Source organism: Nocardiopsis salina YIM 90010 (assembly GCF_000341025.1).
Taxonomy (GTDB): domain Bacteria; phylum Actinomycetota; class Actinomycetes; order Streptosporangiales; family Streptosporangiaceae; genus Nocardiopsis; species Nocardiopsis salina.
In genome coordinates this window covers 1-18,090 of record NZ_ANBF01000079.1, presented here as the reverse complement: position 1 = coordinate 18,090, position 18,090 = coordinate 1, and the positions used below count along the sequence as shown (strand labels likewise).

General features: G+C 71.9%; 14 protein-coding genes and 2 pseudogenes (1 of these 16 only partly in view). 9 read left to right on the top strand and 7 right to left on the bottom strand.

The features are described 5' to 3' along the window. Together D474_RS34045 and D474_RS0108605 are read left to right on the top strand one after the other, a co-directional pair. Positions 1-1,227, top strand: partial view of a CoA transferase gene (locus D474_RS34045; RefSeq protein ID WP_017613180.1) — the 3' portion only. The gene continues 627 nt to the left of window position 1, outside the view; only the last 1,227 of its 1,854 coding nucleotides appear in the window; its start codon lies off the left edge, out of view; its stop codon occupies positions 1,225-1,227. A 35-nt stretch (positions 1,228-1,262) separates the two neighbouring features. Further along, positions 1,263-2,432, top strand: coding sequence for an MFS transporter (locus D474_RS0108605; RefSeq protein WP_026118298.1), 1,170 nt, complete (start codon positions 1,263-1,265; stop codon positions 2,430-2,432). A 34-nt stretch (positions 2,433-2,466) separates the two neighbouring features. Here the strand turns inward: D474_RS0108605 and D474_RS0108600 are convergent, their stop codons facing one another. The 4 genes from D474_RS0108600 to D474_RS0108585 form a co-directional block, all read right to left on the bottom strand. After that, positions 2,467-5,511: a sacsin N-terminal ATP-binding-like domain-containing protein gene (locus tag D474_RS0108600; RefSeq protein WP_017613178.1), complete on the bottom strand. Its 3,045-nt coding sequence runs from the start codon at positions 5,509-5,511 to the stop codon at positions 2,467-2,469. Between the two features lie 269 nt (positions 5,512-5,780). Further along, positions 5,781-6,536 (bottom strand): DUF3027 domain-containing protein, encoded by a 756-nt coding sequence (locus D474_RS0108595; RefSeq protein WP_017613177.1) that lies wholly within the window; start codon positions 6,534-6,536, stop codon positions 5,781-5,783. 164 nt (positions 6,537-6,700) lie between these two features. After that, positions 6,701-7,084, bottom strand: a complete 384-nt coding sequence (locus tag D474_RS0108590) for a cold-shock protein (RefSeq protein WP_017613176.1) — start codon at positions 7,082-7,084, stop codon at positions 6,701-6,703. Between the two features lie 487 nt (positions 7,085-7,571). Continuing rightward, complete coding sequence (locus D474_RS0108585) at positions 7,572-8,339, bottom strand: hypothetical protein (RefSeq protein WP_026118297.1); 768 nt, start codon at positions 8,337-8,339, stop codon at positions 7,572-7,574. 174 nt (positions 8,340-8,513) lie between these two features. Here D474_RS0108585 and D474_RS0108580 point away from each other — a divergent pair, with 174 nt between their 5' ends. From D474_RS0108580 to D474_RS28030, 6 genes and pseudogenes are all read left to right on the top strand, one after another. Continuing rightward, positions 8,514-10,994 (top strand): helicase-associated domain-containing protein, encoded by a 2,481-nt coding sequence (locus D474_RS0108580; protein WP_017613175.1) that lies wholly within the window; start codon positions 8,514-8,516, stop codon positions 10,992-10,994. 337 nt (positions 10,995-11,331) lie between these two features. After that, positions 11,332-11,748, top strand: a pseudogene (locus D474_RS28035) (hypothetical protein); the annotation flags it as partial. Between the two features lie 173 nt (positions 11,749-11,921). After that, the gene (locus D474_RS34040; protein WP_017613173.1) at positions 11,922-12,422 is read left to right on the top strand and encodes a hypothetical protein; all 501 of its coding nucleotides are present in this window, start codon (positions 11,922-11,924) and stop codon (positions 12,420-12,422) included. Between the two features lie 313 nt (positions 12,423-12,735). Next, positions 12,736-13,026: a hypothetical protein gene (locus tag D474_RS32205; protein ID WP_161628665.1), complete on the top strand. Its 291-nt coding sequence runs from the start codon at positions 12,736-12,738 to the stop codon at positions 13,024-13,026. 138 nt (positions 13,027-13,164) lie between these two features. Continuing rightward, positions 13,165-14,799, top strand: a complete 1,635-nt coding sequence (locus D474_RS0108560) for a DNA repair helicase XPB (protein WP_026118295.1) — start codon at positions 13,165-13,167, stop codon at positions 14,797-14,799. 40 nt (positions 14,800-14,839) lie between these two features. Next, positions 14,840-15,340, top strand: a pseudogene (locus D474_RS28030) (SAM-dependent methyltransferase); the annotation flags it as partial. 101 nt (positions 15,341-15,441) lie between these two features. Here the strand turns inward: D474_RS28030 and D474_RS0108550 are convergent. Continuing rightward, positions 15,442-15,678: a hypothetical protein gene (locus D474_RS0108550; RefSeq protein ID WP_017613169.1), complete on the bottom strand. Its 237-nt coding sequence runs from the start codon at positions 15,676-15,678 to the stop codon at positions 15,442-15,444. Positions 15,679-15,860: 182 nt separating this feature from the next. On the opposite strand from D474_RS0108550, the gene D474_RS0108545 reads away from it, so the two are divergent. Continuing rightward, a complete protein-coding gene (locus D474_RS0108545; RefSeq protein WP_017613168.1) occupies positions 15,861-16,832 on the top strand; it encodes a R2-like ligand-binding oxidase in 972 nt (323 codons plus the stop codon). A gap of 199 nt (positions 16,833-17,031) precedes the next feature. Here D474_RS0108545 and D474_RS28025 read toward each other — a convergent pair whose 3' ends face one another. Both D474_RS28025 and D474_RS33235 read right to left on the bottom strand, forming a co-directional pair. Then, the gene (locus tag D474_RS28025) at positions 17,032-17,535 is read right to left on the bottom strand and encodes a DUF222 domain-containing protein (protein ID WP_017613167.1); all 504 of its coding nucleotides are present in this window, start codon (positions 17,533-17,535) and stop codon (positions 17,032-17,034) included. Further along, a complete protein-coding gene (locus tag D474_RS33235; RefSeq protein ID WP_017613166.1) occupies positions 17,528-17,695 on the bottom strand; it encodes a hypothetical protein in 168 nt (55 codons plus the stop codon). The genes D474_RS28025 and D474_RS33235 overlap by 8 nt, the downstream gene beginning before the upstream one ends. Between the last annotated feature and the right edge of the window lie 395 nt (positions 17,696-18,090).

The following is an 18,090-nucleotide window of genomic DNA, read 5'->3' as shown; positions in this document are numbered from 1 at the left end:
GCGAGGGGGAGCCACGACGAGCCCGACACACCGAGGAGGCTCACGATGAGCGCAGCACTGGAAGGCACCACCGTCCTCGACCTGAGCAGGGCCCTGGCCGGCCCCCACGCCGCCATGATGCTGGCCGACCAGGGTGCCCGCGTCATCAAGGTCGAGTCCCCCGAGGGCGGGGACGACTCGCGGTCCTGGGGGCCGCCGTTCGTCACCCCGGAGGGCCGGGGCGGCCCCGAGTCGACCTATTTCCAATCCTGCAACCGCGGCAAGCAGTCGATCGCGCTGGACTTCAAGACCGAGGAGGGGCGCGCGACGCTGGAGGCGCTGATCCTCCGAGCGGACGTGCTCGTGGAGAACTTCCGGCCCGGCGTGCTGGACCGTGTGGGGCTCGGGGCGCAGCAGCTCCTGGAGATCAACCCGCGCCTGATCGTGCTGTCCATCACCGGCTTCGGCCACGACGGGCCCGAGGGCGGCCGGGCCGGCTACGACCAGATCGCCCAGGGGGAGGCGGGCCTGATGTCGCTGACAGGGTCGGGGCCGGACGACCCGCAACGGGTGGGGGTCCCCATCGGTGACCTGCTCGCCGGGATCTACGGCGCGTTCGGTGTCACCAACGCGCTCCTGGAACGCGAGCGCACCGGCCGGGGACAGGTGGTCCGGACCTCTCTGCTGGCGGTCCTGGTGGGCACACACGCCTTCCAGGGGTCCGCCTACACCGTGGCCGGCGAGGTCGGGCGGGCCCGCGGCAACCACCACCCCGCCATCGCGCCGTACGGGTTGTTCTCCTGCGCCGACGGCAAGGTGCAGATCGCCGTCGGCAACCAGGCGCAGTGGAAGACCCTGTGCGAGCGGTTCGGCATGGACCCGGACGCGCCGGGGCTGGCGACCAACCGCGACCGCCTGGCCAACCACGGGGGCACCGTCACGGCCGTTGAATCGGCGTTCGCCGACTGGGACACCGACGACCTCTTGGAGGCCCTTGCCGAGGCGGGCGTACCGGCCGGCAGGGTCCGAACGCTCGACCAGGTCTACGAATGGGAACAGACCCGTTCGCAAGGGCTGCTGACCGAGGTCGACCACCCCACGCTGGGCCGCGTGCGCCTTCCGGGGCCACCTCTGAGGTTCTTCGACGAGCACGGGAGCGAGACCACGCACCGCGACCATTCGGCGCCGCCGCTGCTGGACGAGCACGGCGGTGACGTGCGGGAGTGGCTCTCGCACAGCCCGACCTGAACAAGGACGAGCACGGAAACCGGGGAACCTGTCCGATGAGCCCGACCCCTGGCGTCCCGTGGAGGCTCCTGGCCGCGTCCGCCCTGGCTCAGGCCGTGGTCTTCCTCCTCAGGCCGGCGGCGTCCTACGAGGCGCTGGCCCTGGGTGCGCCCGTTTCCTCCCTCGGTGTGCTGTCGGCGGCGTTCGCCGTGGCGCCGCTGGTTCTGGCCCTTCCCCTGGGACGGGCGGTCGACCGGTTCGGCGAGAAACGGACGATGATCGTGGGGACCAGCGGCATCGTGGTCACCACCGTACTGTTCCTGGTCGGCCCGGACCGCTTCTCGACGGTCGTGTGGTCCACCGCGCTCCTGGGCGCGGCGCATCTGGGCTGCATCGTCGGGCAACAGGCGATGATGGCCAACGGGTACGCCTCCGCGCGGCTGGACGCGATGTTCGGGTACTACACCTTCGCCGCGTCCCTCGGACAGGCGCTGGGCCCGCTCGTCATCGCCGTCTTGGGCGGCGGGTCCGCCACACCGCCGACCCGGCCCATCTTCCTCGTCTCGTTGGCCCTGACCGTCCTCCTTCTCGCCGTGACCCTCGCGGTTCCCGGAGGCCGCGCGGGCCGCGAACCCGGCCCTGCACCACGGGGCGCAGGCGGCATCGGCGGCCTGCTGCGCACGCCCGGTGTGCCACAGGCCCTGGCGACCAGCGCCATGGTGCTGGCGGCGGTGGAGCTCACCGTGGTCTACCTGCCCGCGCTGGGCGCCGAACGCGGACTGTCCGCCTCGGCCGTCGGGGTCCTGCTCACGGTGCGCGCCCTGGCCTCGATGGCCTCGCGGCTCCTACTCTCCCAGCTCATCGACCTCATGGGACGCAACCGCCTCCTGGTCGTCAGCCTGCTGGTCTCGGCGGCCGCTTTCATGGCGACCCCGGTCCCGATGCCCGCGCTCGTGCTCACGGCGGTGGTGGCGGCGCTGGGACTGGGTCTGGGGGTGGGCCAACCGGTGACGATGGCCTGGCTCGGACGTGCGGCACCCGAGGGGCAGCGGGGTCAGGCGATGTCAGTACGCCTCGGCGCCAACCGGCTCGGCCAGTTCCTCATCCCTCCGCTGTTGGGCACCGTGGCCGCCGGGCTCGGCGCGGGTGGGGTCCTGTGGGCCCTTGCGGCGGGGCTGGGCGCGACCACTCTCCTTCTGCGTCCGGCATCCCGGAGACGGGGTTGAAGGCGCCCCGAGCCCTTTCGGTCCAGGTGCCCGGTCAGTCGAGGTCGGCCTCGGCGAGCAGGCGAGCGGCCACCGCCGGGTCGCGCAGGGCCGCGGCGAGCAGGTGGCGGCGCGACCAGGCGCCGGCCCGCCAGCAGAGGCCGCGTGCCAGCCCGTCGGTGGTGGAGGCGTGCACACCGTCGTCGCCGATGAACCACTCGGTCTCGGTTCCGTCCACGGTCAGGGTCTGGTGGTGCAGGTAGGTCCGGTCTGCCGTTCCCAGGAACAGCTCGGCCTCGTCGGGGACCTGCCGGATGCTGCCTGCCGAGGTCACGCGTCCGGTCACGGCCTCGCTCGCCAGGTCGAGGTCGAGCACGTCGGCGAGCTGCTCTGCCAGCGCAGCGGGCGCGATGACCAGGGGCGCGTCCAACAGCGGGAGGAGGTCCGGGGAGTCCAGGACCAGGGTGTCCTCCGCGTCGGCGACCACGATGGTGCCCTCGCGCACCGCACGCACGCGGGTGGGCGGGGAGACCAGGGAGGGGTCGGTGGCGGCCACGGCCGTCCACAGGCTGTGGAGAGTGGTGCGCCCGACGTGCAGTGCGGGATCGGCCATGCGGGTCAGGAGGTCGTCCGGGCCGTCGGGGTCGGCCAGCAGTTCCGCCACGGAGGTGCGCACCCCCAGGGCCCGCGCGAACTCGCGGTCCACGGTCGCGGGCGCCTCGTCGTAGAGCCCGGTCAGGGCGGGCTCCGCATCGCCGGCTCGCAGCTCCACAGGGGCACGCCCGGCCAGGCGGGCGCGTGACCGCAGCCACCAGGCCGTGTACGAGGGCACGTCCTCGACCCGGCCGTCGGGCAGGAGCACCCGCGCCGGAGCGGTCACGGCCTCGCGCAACGGACCCTCGGCCAGCATGGCCAGGGCCTGTGGCCAGCGGTCCTCGGCCACACAGTCCAGATCGGCGACGCAGACCAGCTCGGGCACGACCGGGGGCAGCTCCGGGTCGCCGACACGTTCGAGCACGGCGTCGGCCCAGTCCTCGATCCCGTCGCCGTCGAAGTCGTCGGTGACGTCCTCGCCGAGCGCGACCTCCTCTGCCCGCACCAGGCCGAACCCCCAGAGGGCACCGACCGCGCGGAGCACGTCGGCGCCGTGGCGGTCGATGAGGTCCTGGTGCACGGTCCCGAACGGTGCGTCGTCTGCGAGCACGTCGGCCAGGGGCGCGCCCGGCACGAGGAGCTCGCCGGCCACCGAGTAGCCGTCCTCGTCGTCGCGCAGGGCGAGTTCCGACAGCCACGAGAGCTCGTCGGCGCCGGTTCCGGAGGAGGCGACCAGGTCCAGCACGGCCTCGGCTATCGGGTCGGGTTCCTCGGCGTCCAGGGAATCGCGCACCGCCGCCTCGGTGCGCGGGTCGGCGAGCACGGTCGCGGCGGTCGCCTCGACGGCACCCAGGCGCAGCAGTAGCGGGTGCGCGGCCTCGGGGTGGACCACGCGCACGCCGAGCGCCTCGGAGTCGGTGGGCCGCCAGTCACCGGTCGGCATGAGCAGGGCCCGCGGCCCGCGCACCAGACGCCCGTCCACCAACGGCACCGGAAGCGCCCCCAGGTCGGTGGTGTCGGCGGTGGCAAGGGTCGCGTACAGCTCCGCCCACCAAGCCGGAGCACGGTCGGTGTCGGAGAGCAGGTCGGCGAGGTCGGCCAGGCCCAGGCGCCGCACCTTGAGCGCGACCAGGGCCGGGTGGCGCGGGTTCCAGACTCCGGGCAGGACCTGCGGGATCAGTTCGGACAGGAGTCCGGCCAATCCGTCGGCGCCGCCCCCGGAGTCCAGGAGCACGGCGTCGCGCGGAGCGACCGGGAGGCCCGCCTCGGTGACCAGGAACGTGGTGTCGCGCAGGGGTTCTGCGACACGTGTGCGGAAGACCGAGTCGACGGGGCCGCCACCCAACTTCGTTCCGGGCACCAGGTCCAGGGCGGCGCGGCCCCCGAACCGGCGCAGGAGGGCGCAGTAGGCGTTGGCGGCCTCCGTCAGCAACAGGTCGGTGACGGCGCCCGACTGCACGCCGCGGCGGTCCGTACTGAGCGGGAACGTGCCGAGCAGGACCGCGGGCAGGTCGAGGGCGGTGTCGGTGGGGGTGGGCGCGTGCACGACGGGTTCGACGTCCGAGGGCATCGGAGCGACCCGGCCCTCGGAATCGATGGGAACGGCCCAGGTCAGGCGCCACTCGGTGCGCTCGCGTTCCTCGGCCGGGCGGTCGGAGAGGACCTCCTGGGAGAACCGGCCCGAACGCGACAGAAGGCGCCAGGCGGTGGTGCGGTCGCCGTGCGCGCCGCTGTTGGTGGTGGTCAGGTCGGCATCGGCCGCGCCGCCCTCCTCGCGAGTGAGCACGTGTTCGGCACCGTCGACACGCACGCGGACCTCCGCCAGGCCGTCGAGCGCGAGCAGGAGGGCCTCACCGGTGCGGTCGAGGAGCTCGCGCACGCGCTGGGCGGAGTCCTCGTCGCGCAGCACGAGCGTGACCGCGGTGTCGTAACCGTCCGGAACCGGGACCTCGTCGGCGGGGAACGGCAGGCGGAGCATGGGCACGTGCCCGGACCGGCGCTGGACCTCCAGGGCGAGGTCCTCATGGGTGCCGTCGGCGGCGAGCAGGTCGGCGACGGCCGCGCCCGCCTGGGCCCCGGAGAACCGTACGGCGCCCGCGGAGGAGGCCACGGTCACGTCGTCGCTCAGGGCTGAGACTGCGGAGAACCCGACCCCGAACCGGCCTGCGGAGCCCTCGTCGCCGCGCTTGGAGGAGGCCCGCAGGGTCGACAGGGACTCCACGCCCTCGGTGGTGAGCGGGGCGCCGGTGTTGGCAGCTGTGAGGCGGTCCTCGCTGAGCTCCAGGAACAGGTGTCCGGGCACGCCCGACCGGCGGGCGGCGTCGGCGGCGTTCTGCGCGAGCTCGACGACGACCCGGTCGCGGTACCCGCCGAGCGCGAAGTCCTCCTCGGCGTTGGCGTCCTCCCTGAACCGGGCCGGGGCGTCCGCCCACGCGGCCAGCACCCGCCTGCGGAGCTCGGCGGTCTGGAAGGGGTCGGCCGCCGCAGCGGCCGCGGACTCGGCCATGATGGGCTCCTCGTGCGCTGGGGACACAACACCGTCCGCGGCGGGGCGCACGCGGGTACACCGACCCTAGGACATGCGCGCAGGGCTCCGGCCCCGCCACGCGCCCGCCCCCGGCACAGGGGTGTCCGGGACACACCCGGAACTCCGCACCGGTCCGGCACAGCCTCCCGGAGCGGACACACGGGCTCCCAACAGGCAGGACGGAGGCCCCGGGAGCGGAAACAACGGTGCCCCGGCGCGGCGGGCCGCGCCGGGGCACCCTGAACGTGTCAGGAGTCGGCGGTGACCAACTCCAGCTCGGTGGTGTCGTCGAAGACGATGTGGTCGTACCCCATCTCGTCGATGACGGGCGCGACGGGCTCGTTCTGCGACTCGGGCGCCCGCACCTCCGAGTGCGCGCCGCAGCCGTGGTCGAGCGAGACGACACGGCCGTCGTCGGGCGCGAACTCGTTCGTGCACACGCCGAACATCTTGCGCAGCTCACCCGCCAGCGGCGTCAGGAAGCCGCAGGTCGCACACCGGGCCGGCGCCTGGTTGGAGATCGGGGTGCGCGGGCCGGACTCGCCCTCGTACCAACGCTGGGCGGCCTGCTCGCGACCGAACTCCGAGAGGACCTGACGGCGCCCCAGACCCAGCTCCCAGATCATCTGCTGGTCGACACCCTCGGCCTCGAGATCGGTCTCGGGGACCTGGGCGTAGCCGGGGATGAGGCGCGCGTCGCCCTCCTCCGTGGGCAGCAGGTCGCCTGCCCCGACGTCGCCGGGGCGCAGGCGCTCCTTCCACGGGACCCACTCGGGCGCGGTCAGCGCGCCCTTGCCGGGCAGGAGGACCACCTCGTTGACCGTGACCCTCTTCGCGCGCGCGGCGCGGACCACGGTTACGGCGTAGTTCCACCCCGGGTATGCGGGGTCCAGGCACTCGAAATAGTGCGTGACCAGGCGCGTGTCCTCGACCTGGGGGGTGAGGGACTCACCCACCCACTCGGGTCGCCCGATCTCGGCGGCCACCGAGCGGGCGAGATCCACCGCCTCGATACATGCCTTGTCCGGTACAGGAGAACGTCGAGAAGGGCTCACGTTCCCATTCTCACTGATGACGGGCACCGATCTGACCAAGGCGGGGACCCGGGTCGGTCAGATCGGGGTCACGGGTCGGGCACGAACGGCGTGTCGTGCCCGACCGAGTCGGCTCAGGTGTCGAGCTCGTCGGCGACCACACGCAGCACGGACGCGACCTTGGCCGCCTCACGGCGGTCGGGTCGGCGCCCCTTGCGGTATCCGCTGGAGAGCCCTTCCAGGAGTTTGATGAGATCCTCGGTGATGACGACCATCTCTTCGGGTTTCTTGCGACGGGCCTCGACCACCGAGTGCTGGGAGTCCAGGAGCTTCACCTGGAGCGCCTGCGCACCCTTGCGTCCGTCCGCGACGCCGAACTCCACCCGCTGACCCGTGCGGAGCGCGGTGGTTCCTTCGGGCAGGGAGGTGGAGTGCACGAACACCTCACCGCCGTCGTCGCGCGTGAGGAAACCGAATCCCTTGTCTCCGTCGTACCACTTGACCTTGCCGGTGGGCACTGGGCGACCTCATGCTTTCAGTGTCGGGGACCGCGGGACCGAAACCCGGGGGCGCCCCGTCCGCGTCGATCCTGTGCGTTCCCTGGGCGGCCCTCCGGTTTTTCGTGGGTACCCTCCCAGGCTATCCGCCGGGGGTATCCGGGCGCGAGGGCATAATCGGCCCATTGCGGCACCTCCCGGGCACAGGAACGAGGCCCGGATGCGGTTTCACCCGGGCCTCGTGGTCGACGACGGTCCCGATCACCGCTGGGTGCGGAGTATGGGACGGGACTCGGCGGAGTCGGGACCGTCTCGACGCGGCCGGCTCCCACCCTGGCGGAGTGGGTCACCGGTACCGGTGTGGCCACCGTGTAGCGAAAGTGGCCGTGTACCGACATGACTACCCGAAACAACGCCCCCGGACGCGTGGTAACGGCCTGACCGGAAAAGGTTATTCCGAGCATTTGCCAAGCAGTGACCCGCGGGCCCCGGAACGCCCCGAGGGAGGTCAGACGGTCTGGGCGGAGTCCTCCGCGCGGCGGGCCGAGCGCAGTACCCGCGGGAACAGGTAGAGGACGCAGACCAGGTTCGCCAGACCCAGGCCGATCACGCCCGTGGCGGTCAAGGACTCCAGGATGTACTCGTCGACGTAGCGGGCCTCGCCGTTCCACAGGGCCATCGCCAGCACACACGCGAGGACCGGGACTCCGATGCCGATCCACGTGTCGCGCACGTTCCACACCCTGCTCAGAGCGAGGAGCGCGGCGGCAAGGACCCACACGAAAGCCAGGTCGAGCCACCAGGGGACGGTCAACAGCATCAGGCCCAGGGCCGCGGCCTCGGCCGGGTGGGTGCGCACGACCAGGGCTATCCCCCGCAGGGTTCCGGTGCTCCTGGTGCGCTTGCCGCGCAGGTCCACGTCTGTCTGGCCAGGTCCTTCCAACAGGCCCATGAGACCGCTGCTGGGCCCGCCGCGCCAGGGCGGGGGCGGCCGGTCGGCGTGCCGGGGTCGGTCGGGGATGAGCTCGTCGTCCTCGAGGTCGAGGTTGCGGCCACCGCACTCGCGCTGCACCACGTCCTCGGCGGTACCGAAACTGCGGAGGATCCCCCGTACCGTGTCCACGTGGTCGTCCGGGGCGGCCCTGCGGCGTTCGTCGATCTGCCCGCGCAGCCTGGCCAGGAAGGACGTGCGTTCCCTCGCGGTCATGTGTCCGTACGACGCCAGCCCGACCTCGGACAAGTAGTCGAGTACCAATTGTTCCGAGCGCTGGTTCATGGGCCCATGGTGGCCGAGAACCATCCGGCTTTTAACCCCTCTTTGCGGATTTCGGCGTCCGATACGGGGGTAGACCTGCCCGGGCCGGATCGCGGGCCGCGGGAACCACCACCGGGCGAGGATCACCCTCCGTGAGAATCCGTCCCCGGTGCGGGATCACCTAGCGTGGGGACGATGACCGAGAACCCGCCCACCGAGGGGTCTGCGTCCGGGCGCAGGCCTCCGACCTTCACGGGGTGGCTGCGCAGCCGCTCCGACGAGGAACTCACGGCGCTGCTCAGCGCCCGACCGGACCTCGCCCGCCCCGTCCCGGCCGACATCGGCACCCTCGCCACCCGGGCCACCACCCGCAACACGGTCCTGCGGGTACTGGAGCGCCTCGACCGGTTCACCCTCGCCGTCCTGGAGTCGGTCGTGGCCCTGGGCGACGACCGGTTGTCCGAGCCCGTCGGTGTGACCACGGCCGAGCTCACCGACGCGCTGCGCCTGGACCCGGCACCGTGTCCCGGGACCGCCCCACCCGTCGCCCGCCCCCGGCCCTCAGCGGTCGCCTCCGGCGGCAACCTCTTTCTTGCGCGCGCCCTCGACGAGCTGTACCGCCTGGCCCTGGTGTGGCCGGACCGCGACCGCACCCGCCCCGTCCAGGTGCTGCGCGAGCTCCTCCCCCATCCCGCCCAGCTCGGCCCGCCCGCCCGCCCCCTGCTGGCGGCCCTCCCCCACGCGACCGTCAAGCGCTTGGCCGACGAACTGGCCCCCGACAGCACCGCGTCGACACCGGTGGAGAGCGTGGCCACCCTGCTCGCAGAACCGGCGCGGGTCGCGGCGCTCCTGGGCCAGGTCGGGGAGCGCGCCCACAGCCTGCTGGAGGGCATGGCCTGGGGTCCGCCCAACGGCACCGTCGCCGATGCCCGCCGCGAGGTCGACGTGGCCACCGCGGGTTCGCCGGTGGAGACCCTCATTGCGCGGGCCCTGCTCGTCCCGACGGGCGACGACACCCTCACCCTGCCGCGCGAGGTGGGCCTGCACCTGCGGGAGGGCGCGCTCTTCCAGGACCTGTCCGTCGAACCACCACCGTTCGAGGGCCGCGAACGCTCCGCCGAGACCGTCTCCCGCACCGCCGCCGGGCAGGCCTTCACGGTGCTGCGCGCGGTCGAGGAACTCCTGGAGCACTGGGCCCACAACCCGCCCGGGGTCCTGCGCAACGGCGGCTTGGGCGTGCGCGACCTGCGGCGTGCGGCGCAGGTGATGGAGGTCGACGAGTCCGAGGCGGCGCTCCTGGTCGAGGTCGTGCACGCCGCCGGACTCGTGGGCACCGACGACCGGGTGGCCGGGGAATGGCTGCCCACCCGCGAGTACGACCTGTGGAGGGAGAGCCCGCCCGAGGCACGCTGGCTGCGGTTGGCGCTGGCGTGGATCGGCAGCGACCGTACGGCTTCGCTCGCCGGCACGAAGGACTCCGGCGGACGGATCCGGAACGTACTGGGCCCCGGACTGGGGCGACCGGGCGCACCGCGGGCCCGCCGGGACCTGTTGGCCGCGCTGGGCGAGGCCGAACCGGGCCTGGTTCCCTCCGAGGAGTCCCTGTCCGCGCGCATGGCCTGGCGCCACCCGCGCCGTCAGTCGCAGACCTACTCCGAACTGGTGGAGTCCGCACGAACGGAAGCCTCCGTGCTCGGTCTGACCGCGCTCGGCGCCCTGGCCGGCCACACCCGTCCGCTGCTGGCGGGGGACCCCGACGGCGCAGCGCGGGAGCTGGCCGAGGAACTGCCGCAACCGCTGGACCACATCCTCGTGCAGGGCGACATGACAGCCGTTGCCCCCGGCCCCCTGGTCGCCGACCTCGCGCGTGAGCTCGCGCTGATCGCGGAGGTGGAGTCGACGGGCGGCGCCACGGTGTACCGGTTCACGGAGGACTCGATCCGTCGCGGGTTGGACGCCGGCCGGGGCGTCGCCGACATCACCGACCTGCTGGAACGCCACTCACGTACCCCGTTGCCCCAGGCCCTGCGGTACTTGGTCTCGGACGTCGGGCGGCGACACGGGCGCCTGCGTGCCGGCACTGCGTCCAGTTACCTGCGCTGCGACGAACCGTCCCTGCTGGAGGAGCTGCTCAACGACCGGCGCGCGGACGGGCTCGGGCTGATCCGGCTCGCCCCGACGGTGGTCGCGAGCCGGGAGAACCGGGCCGCTCTGGTGGAACGACTGCGGCAACTGGGCTACCACCCGGTCTCGGAGAGCGGGGACGGCGCGATGAGCCTGGACCGCCCCGAGATCCGGCGCGCGGACCCGGTGGAGGCACCCGACGCGCCCGACAGCGAGGCCTCGGCGGAGACCGTACGGGCTGCCGTTCGGGCGCTGCGGGCCGGCGACGAGGCGGCCACCATCGCACGCCGTCCGGTTCCGTTGCCCACGGACGGGCCACCGGGGGCGCGCGCGGCCGCGGTGATGTCGGCCCTGTCGGCCGCGGCCCGCGACGAACGCCGAGTGTGGATCGGCTACACCGACACCGACGGGCGCCAGGTGAGCCGGATCGTGCACCCGTCGTCGGTGGACGGTGGGTTCGTCACCGCCTACGACGCGACGCGGGACGCGGTGCACCGTTTTGCGGTCCACCGGATCTCGGCGGTGGCCGAGCTCGCCGACCCGGAGGGGTGACCCAGCGGGAATGGCCCCTGTGCCGGGGTTCCGGTGCGGGCGCACGCCGTAGAGTGTCTGGCGCGCCCCCGCGGGACCGGGGAGCGCCAGGTCGACCGTCACAGCGCGAGAGAGACCCCCATGAACAACCCACCGCTGCCCCCGGGGGCGTCGTCCCCCCGCGAGCCCGCCGACGACGGACGAGACCGGACACACGGACAGCCGTCCGGTCGNCCGGCAGCCGCCGCCCGCGCGCGAGCAGCAACAGCAAGGTCCGCAGCAACCGCCGCGGAACCCGGAGCAGCCGCGGCCCGCGCCCGGCCAGGGGCCGGTCCGGGAACAGTCCCCCGGGCCCGAGCCCCGACCGGAACAGCGCCCCGAACCCCGGCGTACCCCCGAGCGCGAACCGACCCCCGAAAAGGACCGCCGCCGGGACGACGGCACCGAACGCGGTGTCTCCGCCGCGGCCTCGCCGGGGACCCCGATGTCCGGGGGCGGGGCCAGCAGCGCCACGACCGCGATGATCCTGCACACCATCACGATCCTGTGCTGCTTCAACTGGCTGTTCGGCGTTCCCGGCATCGTCTTCGCCGTGCGCGCCGGACACGCACGCGACCGCGGGATGCCGGTCAAGGCCGAGACCCTGACGCGTTACTCCTGGTACTGCCTGGGCGCCGCAGGCGTCATGGTGTTCGTGATGATGGTTCTGACCTTCGTGGTCTTCACCCGAGCGGGCTCGTGGCTCCAGCAGATCTCCGGGCTGGTGCCGTGGTGATGCGTCCCTGAACCGGACGGCACCGCCCCCACGGCCGCGCTCGGGCGAACACCGGGTCCAGATCCGCGCCGACCGGCGCGCCCGGGCCCCGAACCCTTTCCGCCCGGCCCGCGTCCCACCGTGGACAATGGGTATTGCGACAGTACGTGACAAGGGGGAGGAAGCGGATACCGGTGAACAGCAGCGGCCCACGGGACTTCTGGGATCGGGAACCCAACCCGGTCCTGCGCCCGTCCGGCGGCCGGCACGAACCCGGCCCGCCCCCGCCGACGGCCCCCGGGGCCTTCACCCCCGGCGGGGCGCACATGGCCCCGCCAACGCCCTACACGGCACATCCGCTCCCCGGCGGAGTCGACCTGCCGCCGGGCACCCCGCCGCCGTCCGGACCGCCACCGCGGGTGGGCGGGGCGGTCGCCTCCCTGGTCGTGGCGTTCCTGACGTGGACGGTGCCGCTGATCGGGGTGTTCATGGGACTCTGGTTCTACGTGCTGATCGCCAACATCCCCGGCGTCGCCTTCGCGGTGACCGCACTGTCGAAGATCCCGAACGCATCCGAGGTGGAGCGCTTCATCCGCTACACCTGGGCGTGCAACTTCGCCTACATCGGGCTGTCGGTGGTCTTCGCGGTCCCACTCGTGGTGCTGGCCATGATGATGGTCCTGTTCGGCGGTTGAGACCGGCCGGGCTCCGCTGATCCCGGCCGCACCGGGCCGGTGCCGTCCGAGCACGGCCGGCACGGTCACCGCCGCTCCCCTCCTTTCCTTCTGCCCTTCGTCTGGAGACGCTATGTCCGACTACGGCAACCCCCACTACGGCCCTCCGCCGTCGAACCCTCCGTACGGCCCTCCGCCCCCCGGCAGCGGCTCGTACGGCCCTCCGCCCCCAGACAACGGCGGCTACGGCCCTCCGCCCCCCGGCGCCACTCCCTACGGGCCTCCGCCTCCGCCTCCACCTCCGCCCGGCCCCGGGTACGGTCCGCCGCAGCAGATGGGACCGGCCCCGTATCCGCGGCCCCCGCTGCCGCCCGAGCAGCAGCCCCCGTCGGGGAGCACGATCACGGCACTGGTGGTGAGCATCCTGTTGGTGCCGTTGTGCCTCGGCAACATCACCCCGATCATCGGCACCGTGCTCGCGGGTATCGCGCTGTCCGAGCGCAGCCGCGATCCGCAACGGCACAACCAGCTGCGGCGGTACGCGTGGATCTCCAACTCCATCCACCTCGCACTCGTCGCCCTGGTCGCCACGTTGATCGCGACGGCGATCATCGTCGAGGCCTGATCCCCTGCCCCTGGCCCAGTCCCGATCCCGCCTGCGGAATGTGCGCGAGCGCTCCCGGACGGCGGGCATGATCGGGGGAGTGCAGGTGTTGCACGTGGGGCCCGTCCCCACACACCGCCGACGAGAGTGAAGGTCCGTGTGTCCTGCCTGATCGTCCAGTCCGACAAGACCCTCCTCCTCGAGGTCGACCACGAGTCGGCCGACGAGTGCCGCCGCGCCATCGCGCCCTTCGCCGAACTCGAGCGCGCCCCCGAACACGTGCACACCTACCGGGTCACGCCGCTGGCCCTGTGGAACGCACGCGCCGCCGGACACGACGCCGAGCAGGCCGTGGACGCGCTGGTGCGGTTCTCGCGGTTCCCTGTGCCCCAGGGGCTGCTGGTGGACATCTCCGAGACCATGGACCGCTACGGCCGCCTCACCCTCGACGGCGACCCCGCGCACGGGCTGGTACTTCGTTCCAGTGACCGTGCGGTGCTCGAGGAGGTCGTGCGCGCCAAGAAGCTCAAGGGCATGCTCGGCGACCGCATCGACGACGACACCGTCGCAGTGCATCCCAGCGAGCGCGGCAACCTGAAGCAGGCCCTGCTCAAGATCGGCTGGCCGGCCGAGGACCTCGCCGGTTACGTCGACGGCGAGGCACACGAGATCGACCTCGCCGAGGACGGTTGGGAACTGCGTCCCTACCAGCGCGAGGCCGCCGAGAGCTTCCAGGCCGGGGGCTCGGGTGTGGTCGTGCTGCCCTGTGGCGCGGGCAAGACGATCGTGGGCGCGGCGGCGATGGCGATGACCGGGGCGACGACGCTGATCCTGGTCACCAACACCGTGTCCGTGCACCAGTGGAAGTCGGAGCTGCTGCGCCGGACCTCCCTCACCGAGGACGAGATCGGTGAGTACTCCGGCAGCCGCAAGGAGATCCGACCCGTCACCATCGCCACGTACCAGGTCATGGCGGCCCGCAAGAAGGGTGTGCACACGCACCTGGAGCTGTTCGAGGCGCGCGACTGGGGCCTGGTCGTCTACGACGAGGTGCACCTGCTGCCCGCACCGATCTTCCGGATGACCGCCGACCTGCAGGCCCGGCGGCGGCTCGGGCTGACCGCGACGCTGGTGCGCGAGGACGGCCGGGAGGGCGACGTGTTCTCCCTCATCGGGCCCAAGCGCTTCGACGCCCCGTGGAAGGACATGGAGAACCAGGGGTGGATCGCCCCGGCCGACTGTGTCGAGGTACGCGTCGACCTGTCCGACTCCGAGCGAATGGCGTACGCGACCGCCGAGCCCGAGGACCGTTACCGGTTCTGCGCGTCGACCGACGCCAAGAACCGGGTGGTGGACGCGCTCGTGGAGCGGCACTCGGAGGAGCAGGTACTCGTCATCGGCTCCTTCATCGACCAACTGGACGAGCTCGGGGAGTCCCTCGGCGCCCCGGTGATCAAGGGCGAGACCCGGAACAAGGAGCGCGAACGGCTCTTCGACGCATTCCGGTCGGGTGAGCTGCGGACCCTGGTGGTGTCCAAGGTCGCCAACTTCTCCATCGACCTGCCCGAGGCCGGGGTGGCAGTACAGGTGTCGGGCTCGTTCGGGTCGCGCCAGGAGGAGGCGCAGCGCCTGGGCCGGGTACTGCGGCCCAAGGCCGACGGTGGCAGCGCGCGGTTCTACGCCGTGGTCGCACGGGACACGTTGGACCAGGACTACGCGGCGCACCGGCAGCGGTTCCTGGCCGAGCAGGGGTATGCGTACCAGATCACGGACGCGGCCGAGCTGCTGGCCTGAGGGTGCGGACGGCCGGGCGCGGCGTAGGAACGACGAGGGCAACGACCCCCTCGTGCTCGCGCACGCGCGGGCGCTGCTGACCGGGACCGACGAGGGGCGGACCGCATTCGTCGACGCCGACCTGCACGAGACCGGTCGGGTGCTCGACGAGGCGCGGGAGGTCCTGGACCTGGACCGCCCGATCGCGCTGATGCTCATGGGGACCATGGGCCACTTCCCCGACCTGGACGAAGCGCTCGGCCTGGTGCGCGCGTACGTCGACGCGCTGCCGACGGGCAGTTTCCTCGCGGTCTGCGACGGGGTGCTTTCGGACTCGGTCGAGATGGACCCCGAGCAGGTCGCCGAGTTCACGCGGATCTGGGAGGACGGGGTGACGCTGCCCTACGTCCCCCGCTCCGTGGAGGACTTCACCCGGTTCTTCGACGGGCTGGACCTGGTCGAACCGGGGGTGGTTTCGGTGACCAAGTGGCGTCCGGAACCGGTCGAGGTGGGGCGGGCGCGTGACCTGCCCCAGTACTGCGGGCTCGCGCGCATCGGGTGAACGCCCCATCTGCCGGGGATCTTGCTACCAGAGCCGACTTCAGCGCCGATATTGGCTCTGGTAGCAAGATCCCCGCCGGGCCCCGGCCGGCCCGGGCGGGGTCAGACCGACGGCAGCACGCCGACGACGTAGGTGACGGCGGCGATGCCCCACGCGATGAGCGAGTAGGTCAGGGTGCGGGTGCGCAGGAGCCGGTCACCGCGGACCGAAGGGGCGGTGAAGGCGGCCACGAGGAGGACGAGGCCGAGCAGGGCGGGGATCACCGAGGCCAGCGCGAAGATCTGTGCCTGCGCAGCGCACGAGGCGTAACCGGAGGTCCCGGGATCTCCACAGAACACGTCTGCCCCCGATCGGTTCGTTCGGCGTGGATGTACTCCCCGACCGTACCGTTTCGGCGGGGCTCGAACGTCGGCGGAGACGACCGTATCCCGCTCGTCCGGGTTCGCCCGACAACCCCTCTTTACACGAGCACTACGCGTGTCCAATCATGAAGGTCGGACCGACCCCCCGGAGGCCCCCCATGACCGACACCCGGTCGCCCCGTTCCGGTTTCCACTCTCTGCGCGAGGGTGGACTCAACTGGGAATCCCTGCCGCTGCGCCTCTTCGCCAAGGGCAACAAGCGCGTGTGGGATCCCGAGGACATCGATCTGTCCCAGGATGCCGAGGACTGGCAGAAGCTCGACGAGGAGGCCCACACCCGGATCCTGCGGCTGTGCGCGCTGTTCGTCGCCGGCGAGGAGGCCGTGACCGAGGACCTTCTGCCGTTCCTGAGCGCCATGTCGGCCGAGGGGCGTCTCGGCGACGAGATGTACCTGACGCAGTTCCTGTACGAGGAGGCCAAGCACGTGCAGGCCTTCCGCCGCTGGCTGGACGCCATCGGTGTGTCCGAGGACCTGCACTCGTTCGTGGAGAGCAACCCGGGGTACCGGACGCTGTTCTACGACGAACTACCGAGCTCTTTGGAAGCTCTCGTGTCCGATCCCAGCCCGCGCAACCAGGTGCGGGCCTCGGTCACCTACAACCACATCGTCGAAGGGTCGCTCGCACTCACGGGGTACTACGCCTGGAACCACTTGTGCACCGTGCGCGGGATCTTCCCGGGCATGCGCCGCATCGTGCGCCTCATCGGCGACGACGAACGCCGGCACATGGCCTGGGGCACGTTCACGTGCCGCCGCCACGTCGCCGGTGACGACACCAACTGGGACGTGGTCGGCGAACGGTTGGAGGAGCTGCTGCCACACGTGCTGGACGCGGTCGACCGCAGCGACACCCCCACCCAGAACCCGGAGTTCAAGCGCTACGACCTGCCGCCGGACGAGCTCGTGCGCTACGCGCAGGACCGCGCGGTTCGGCGTCTGGGCGCGATCGAGTCCGCCCGCGGAGTGCCGGTCACCACCATCGACGTCGACGCGGCGCCGGAGGAGCTGGAGGAACGCTTCAACGACGAGGACCGGGAGACCATGGCGAAGGTGCGGCCCGTGGACTGAGCCCCGGACCCGCAACGTTTCCCGGAGCGATCCCTCAGCAATCTTTCTCGTGGTGCGTAGATCCTCTGGTGCGCAAACACTGACGAGAGCATCCAAGACCCGCATCAGTGGCACACGGACCTCCGTACACGGGCCTCCGCACACGTGCACCCTTCATGTGGCCAGGCCAAGAGTTATCGGAGAGCCGGCGCGGAGCGTTTCAGGCGTCGAGAGGGCGCCAGGGGGCTGGGGCTGACGCTGTGGTGTTGTGTTGTGTGGTGTTGCCTCGGGGGTGGTGGTTCGTCGGGGGTCGGGATCGTAGCCCGGCCGGGTCCCCCAGCGACTTGACCGACATCGCAGGCCGATCGGCCTTCATCCCGGCCAGACCCCGATCGAGCGTGGCCCGGTACAGATCCGCATCCGGCTCCGCGCCCGGATCGCGCTTGTCGACCTCGCGCTCGACCCCCGCCGCGATCGCGGCGGCCTCACCCACCGTCAGGGCGCCGGCCTCGATCGCGGCCGCGGTCTCGGGCAGCCTCTGCCGGTGCAGGTTCTGCGCCAGCACCATGAGCCGATCGGCCTCGGCGTGGCCGATGCCCCAGGCATGGGCCAGATAAGCCTTGAGGGTGTTCTGCCCGCCCTCGGCCAGCAATGCGCCCGAGGCCTCCATCTGCGCCAACGGGGCCAGCATCGCAAACGTCAACTGGTCGATCTGCTCACGCACCGCCCCGGAGGCGCTCCAACACCGTCCCAGCCGCACCGAACGGCACATCCCCGGCCAGGGTCGCGGTGAAGGTCTGCACCGCAGCCACCAGGGCGGACACGGCCGCGTCCGGGGCGGTGCCCGGGGCCGTATCGGTGGTGTCTGCGGTGTTGTTCGCCATGATTCAACAATAAGCGGGAAACCCCGGAAAGGGGGAGTATCCCAAAGGCCACACAACCCCTTACCCATTACGGACTCGGAACCCTCGACTGGACCGAATTACGGGCGCCCTGTTCACCGCAGAAATGGTCTTGTGGATAACTCCACGGCGATGGTTTTCCGGGATATCCTGGAACGGGAGAAAGTACGGCCACGCCCCACTCGCCCCGGTGGGAGAATCTCCGAAACGATGCGCGGCCACCCCGGCTGGTCAGGCTCCGGTCGGCAGCGGGGCCCGGAGGCCGTGCGCACACGTGTCACCCCCGACACTCAATGCTCTGCCGGGAGCGCGCGGGGCCGAGCAGTTGGCCGTCGCAGGAGCGAGCCGCCATCCGCACGCCGTAAGCATTGGTCGCG

Excerpts from the sequence above, each read along its gene's own strand:
- D474_RS0108605 (WP_026118298.1), top strand. The coding sequence starts at position 1,263 with ATGAGCCCGACCCCTGGCGTCCCGTGGAGGCTCCTGGCCGCGTCCGCC.
- D474_RS0108545 (WP_017613168.1), top strand. The coding sequence starts at position 15,861 with ATGACCGACACCCGGTCGCCCCGTTCCGGTTTCCACTCTCTGCGCGAG.
- D474_RS0108580 (WP_017613175.1), top strand. The coding sequence starts at position 8,514 with ATGACCGAGAACCCGCCCACCGAGGGGTCTGCGTCCGGGCGCAGGCCT.
- D474_RS0108585 (WP_026118297.1), bottom strand. The coding sequence starts at position 8,339 with ATGAACCAGCGCTCGGAACAATTGGTACTCGACTACTTGTCCGAGGTC.
- D474_RS0108600 (WP_017613178.1), bottom strand. The coding sequence starts at position 5,511 with ATGGCCGAGTCCGCGGCCGCTGCGGCGGCCGACCCCTTCCAGACCGCC.
- D474_RS32205 (WP_161628665.1), top strand. The coding sequence starts at position 12,736 with ATGGGACCGGCCCCGTATCCGCGGCCCCCGCTGCCGCCCGAGCAGCAG.
- D474_RS33235 (WP_017613166.1), bottom strand. The coding sequence starts at position 17,695 with ATGGCGAACAACACCGCAGACACCACCGATACGGCCCCGGGCACCGCC.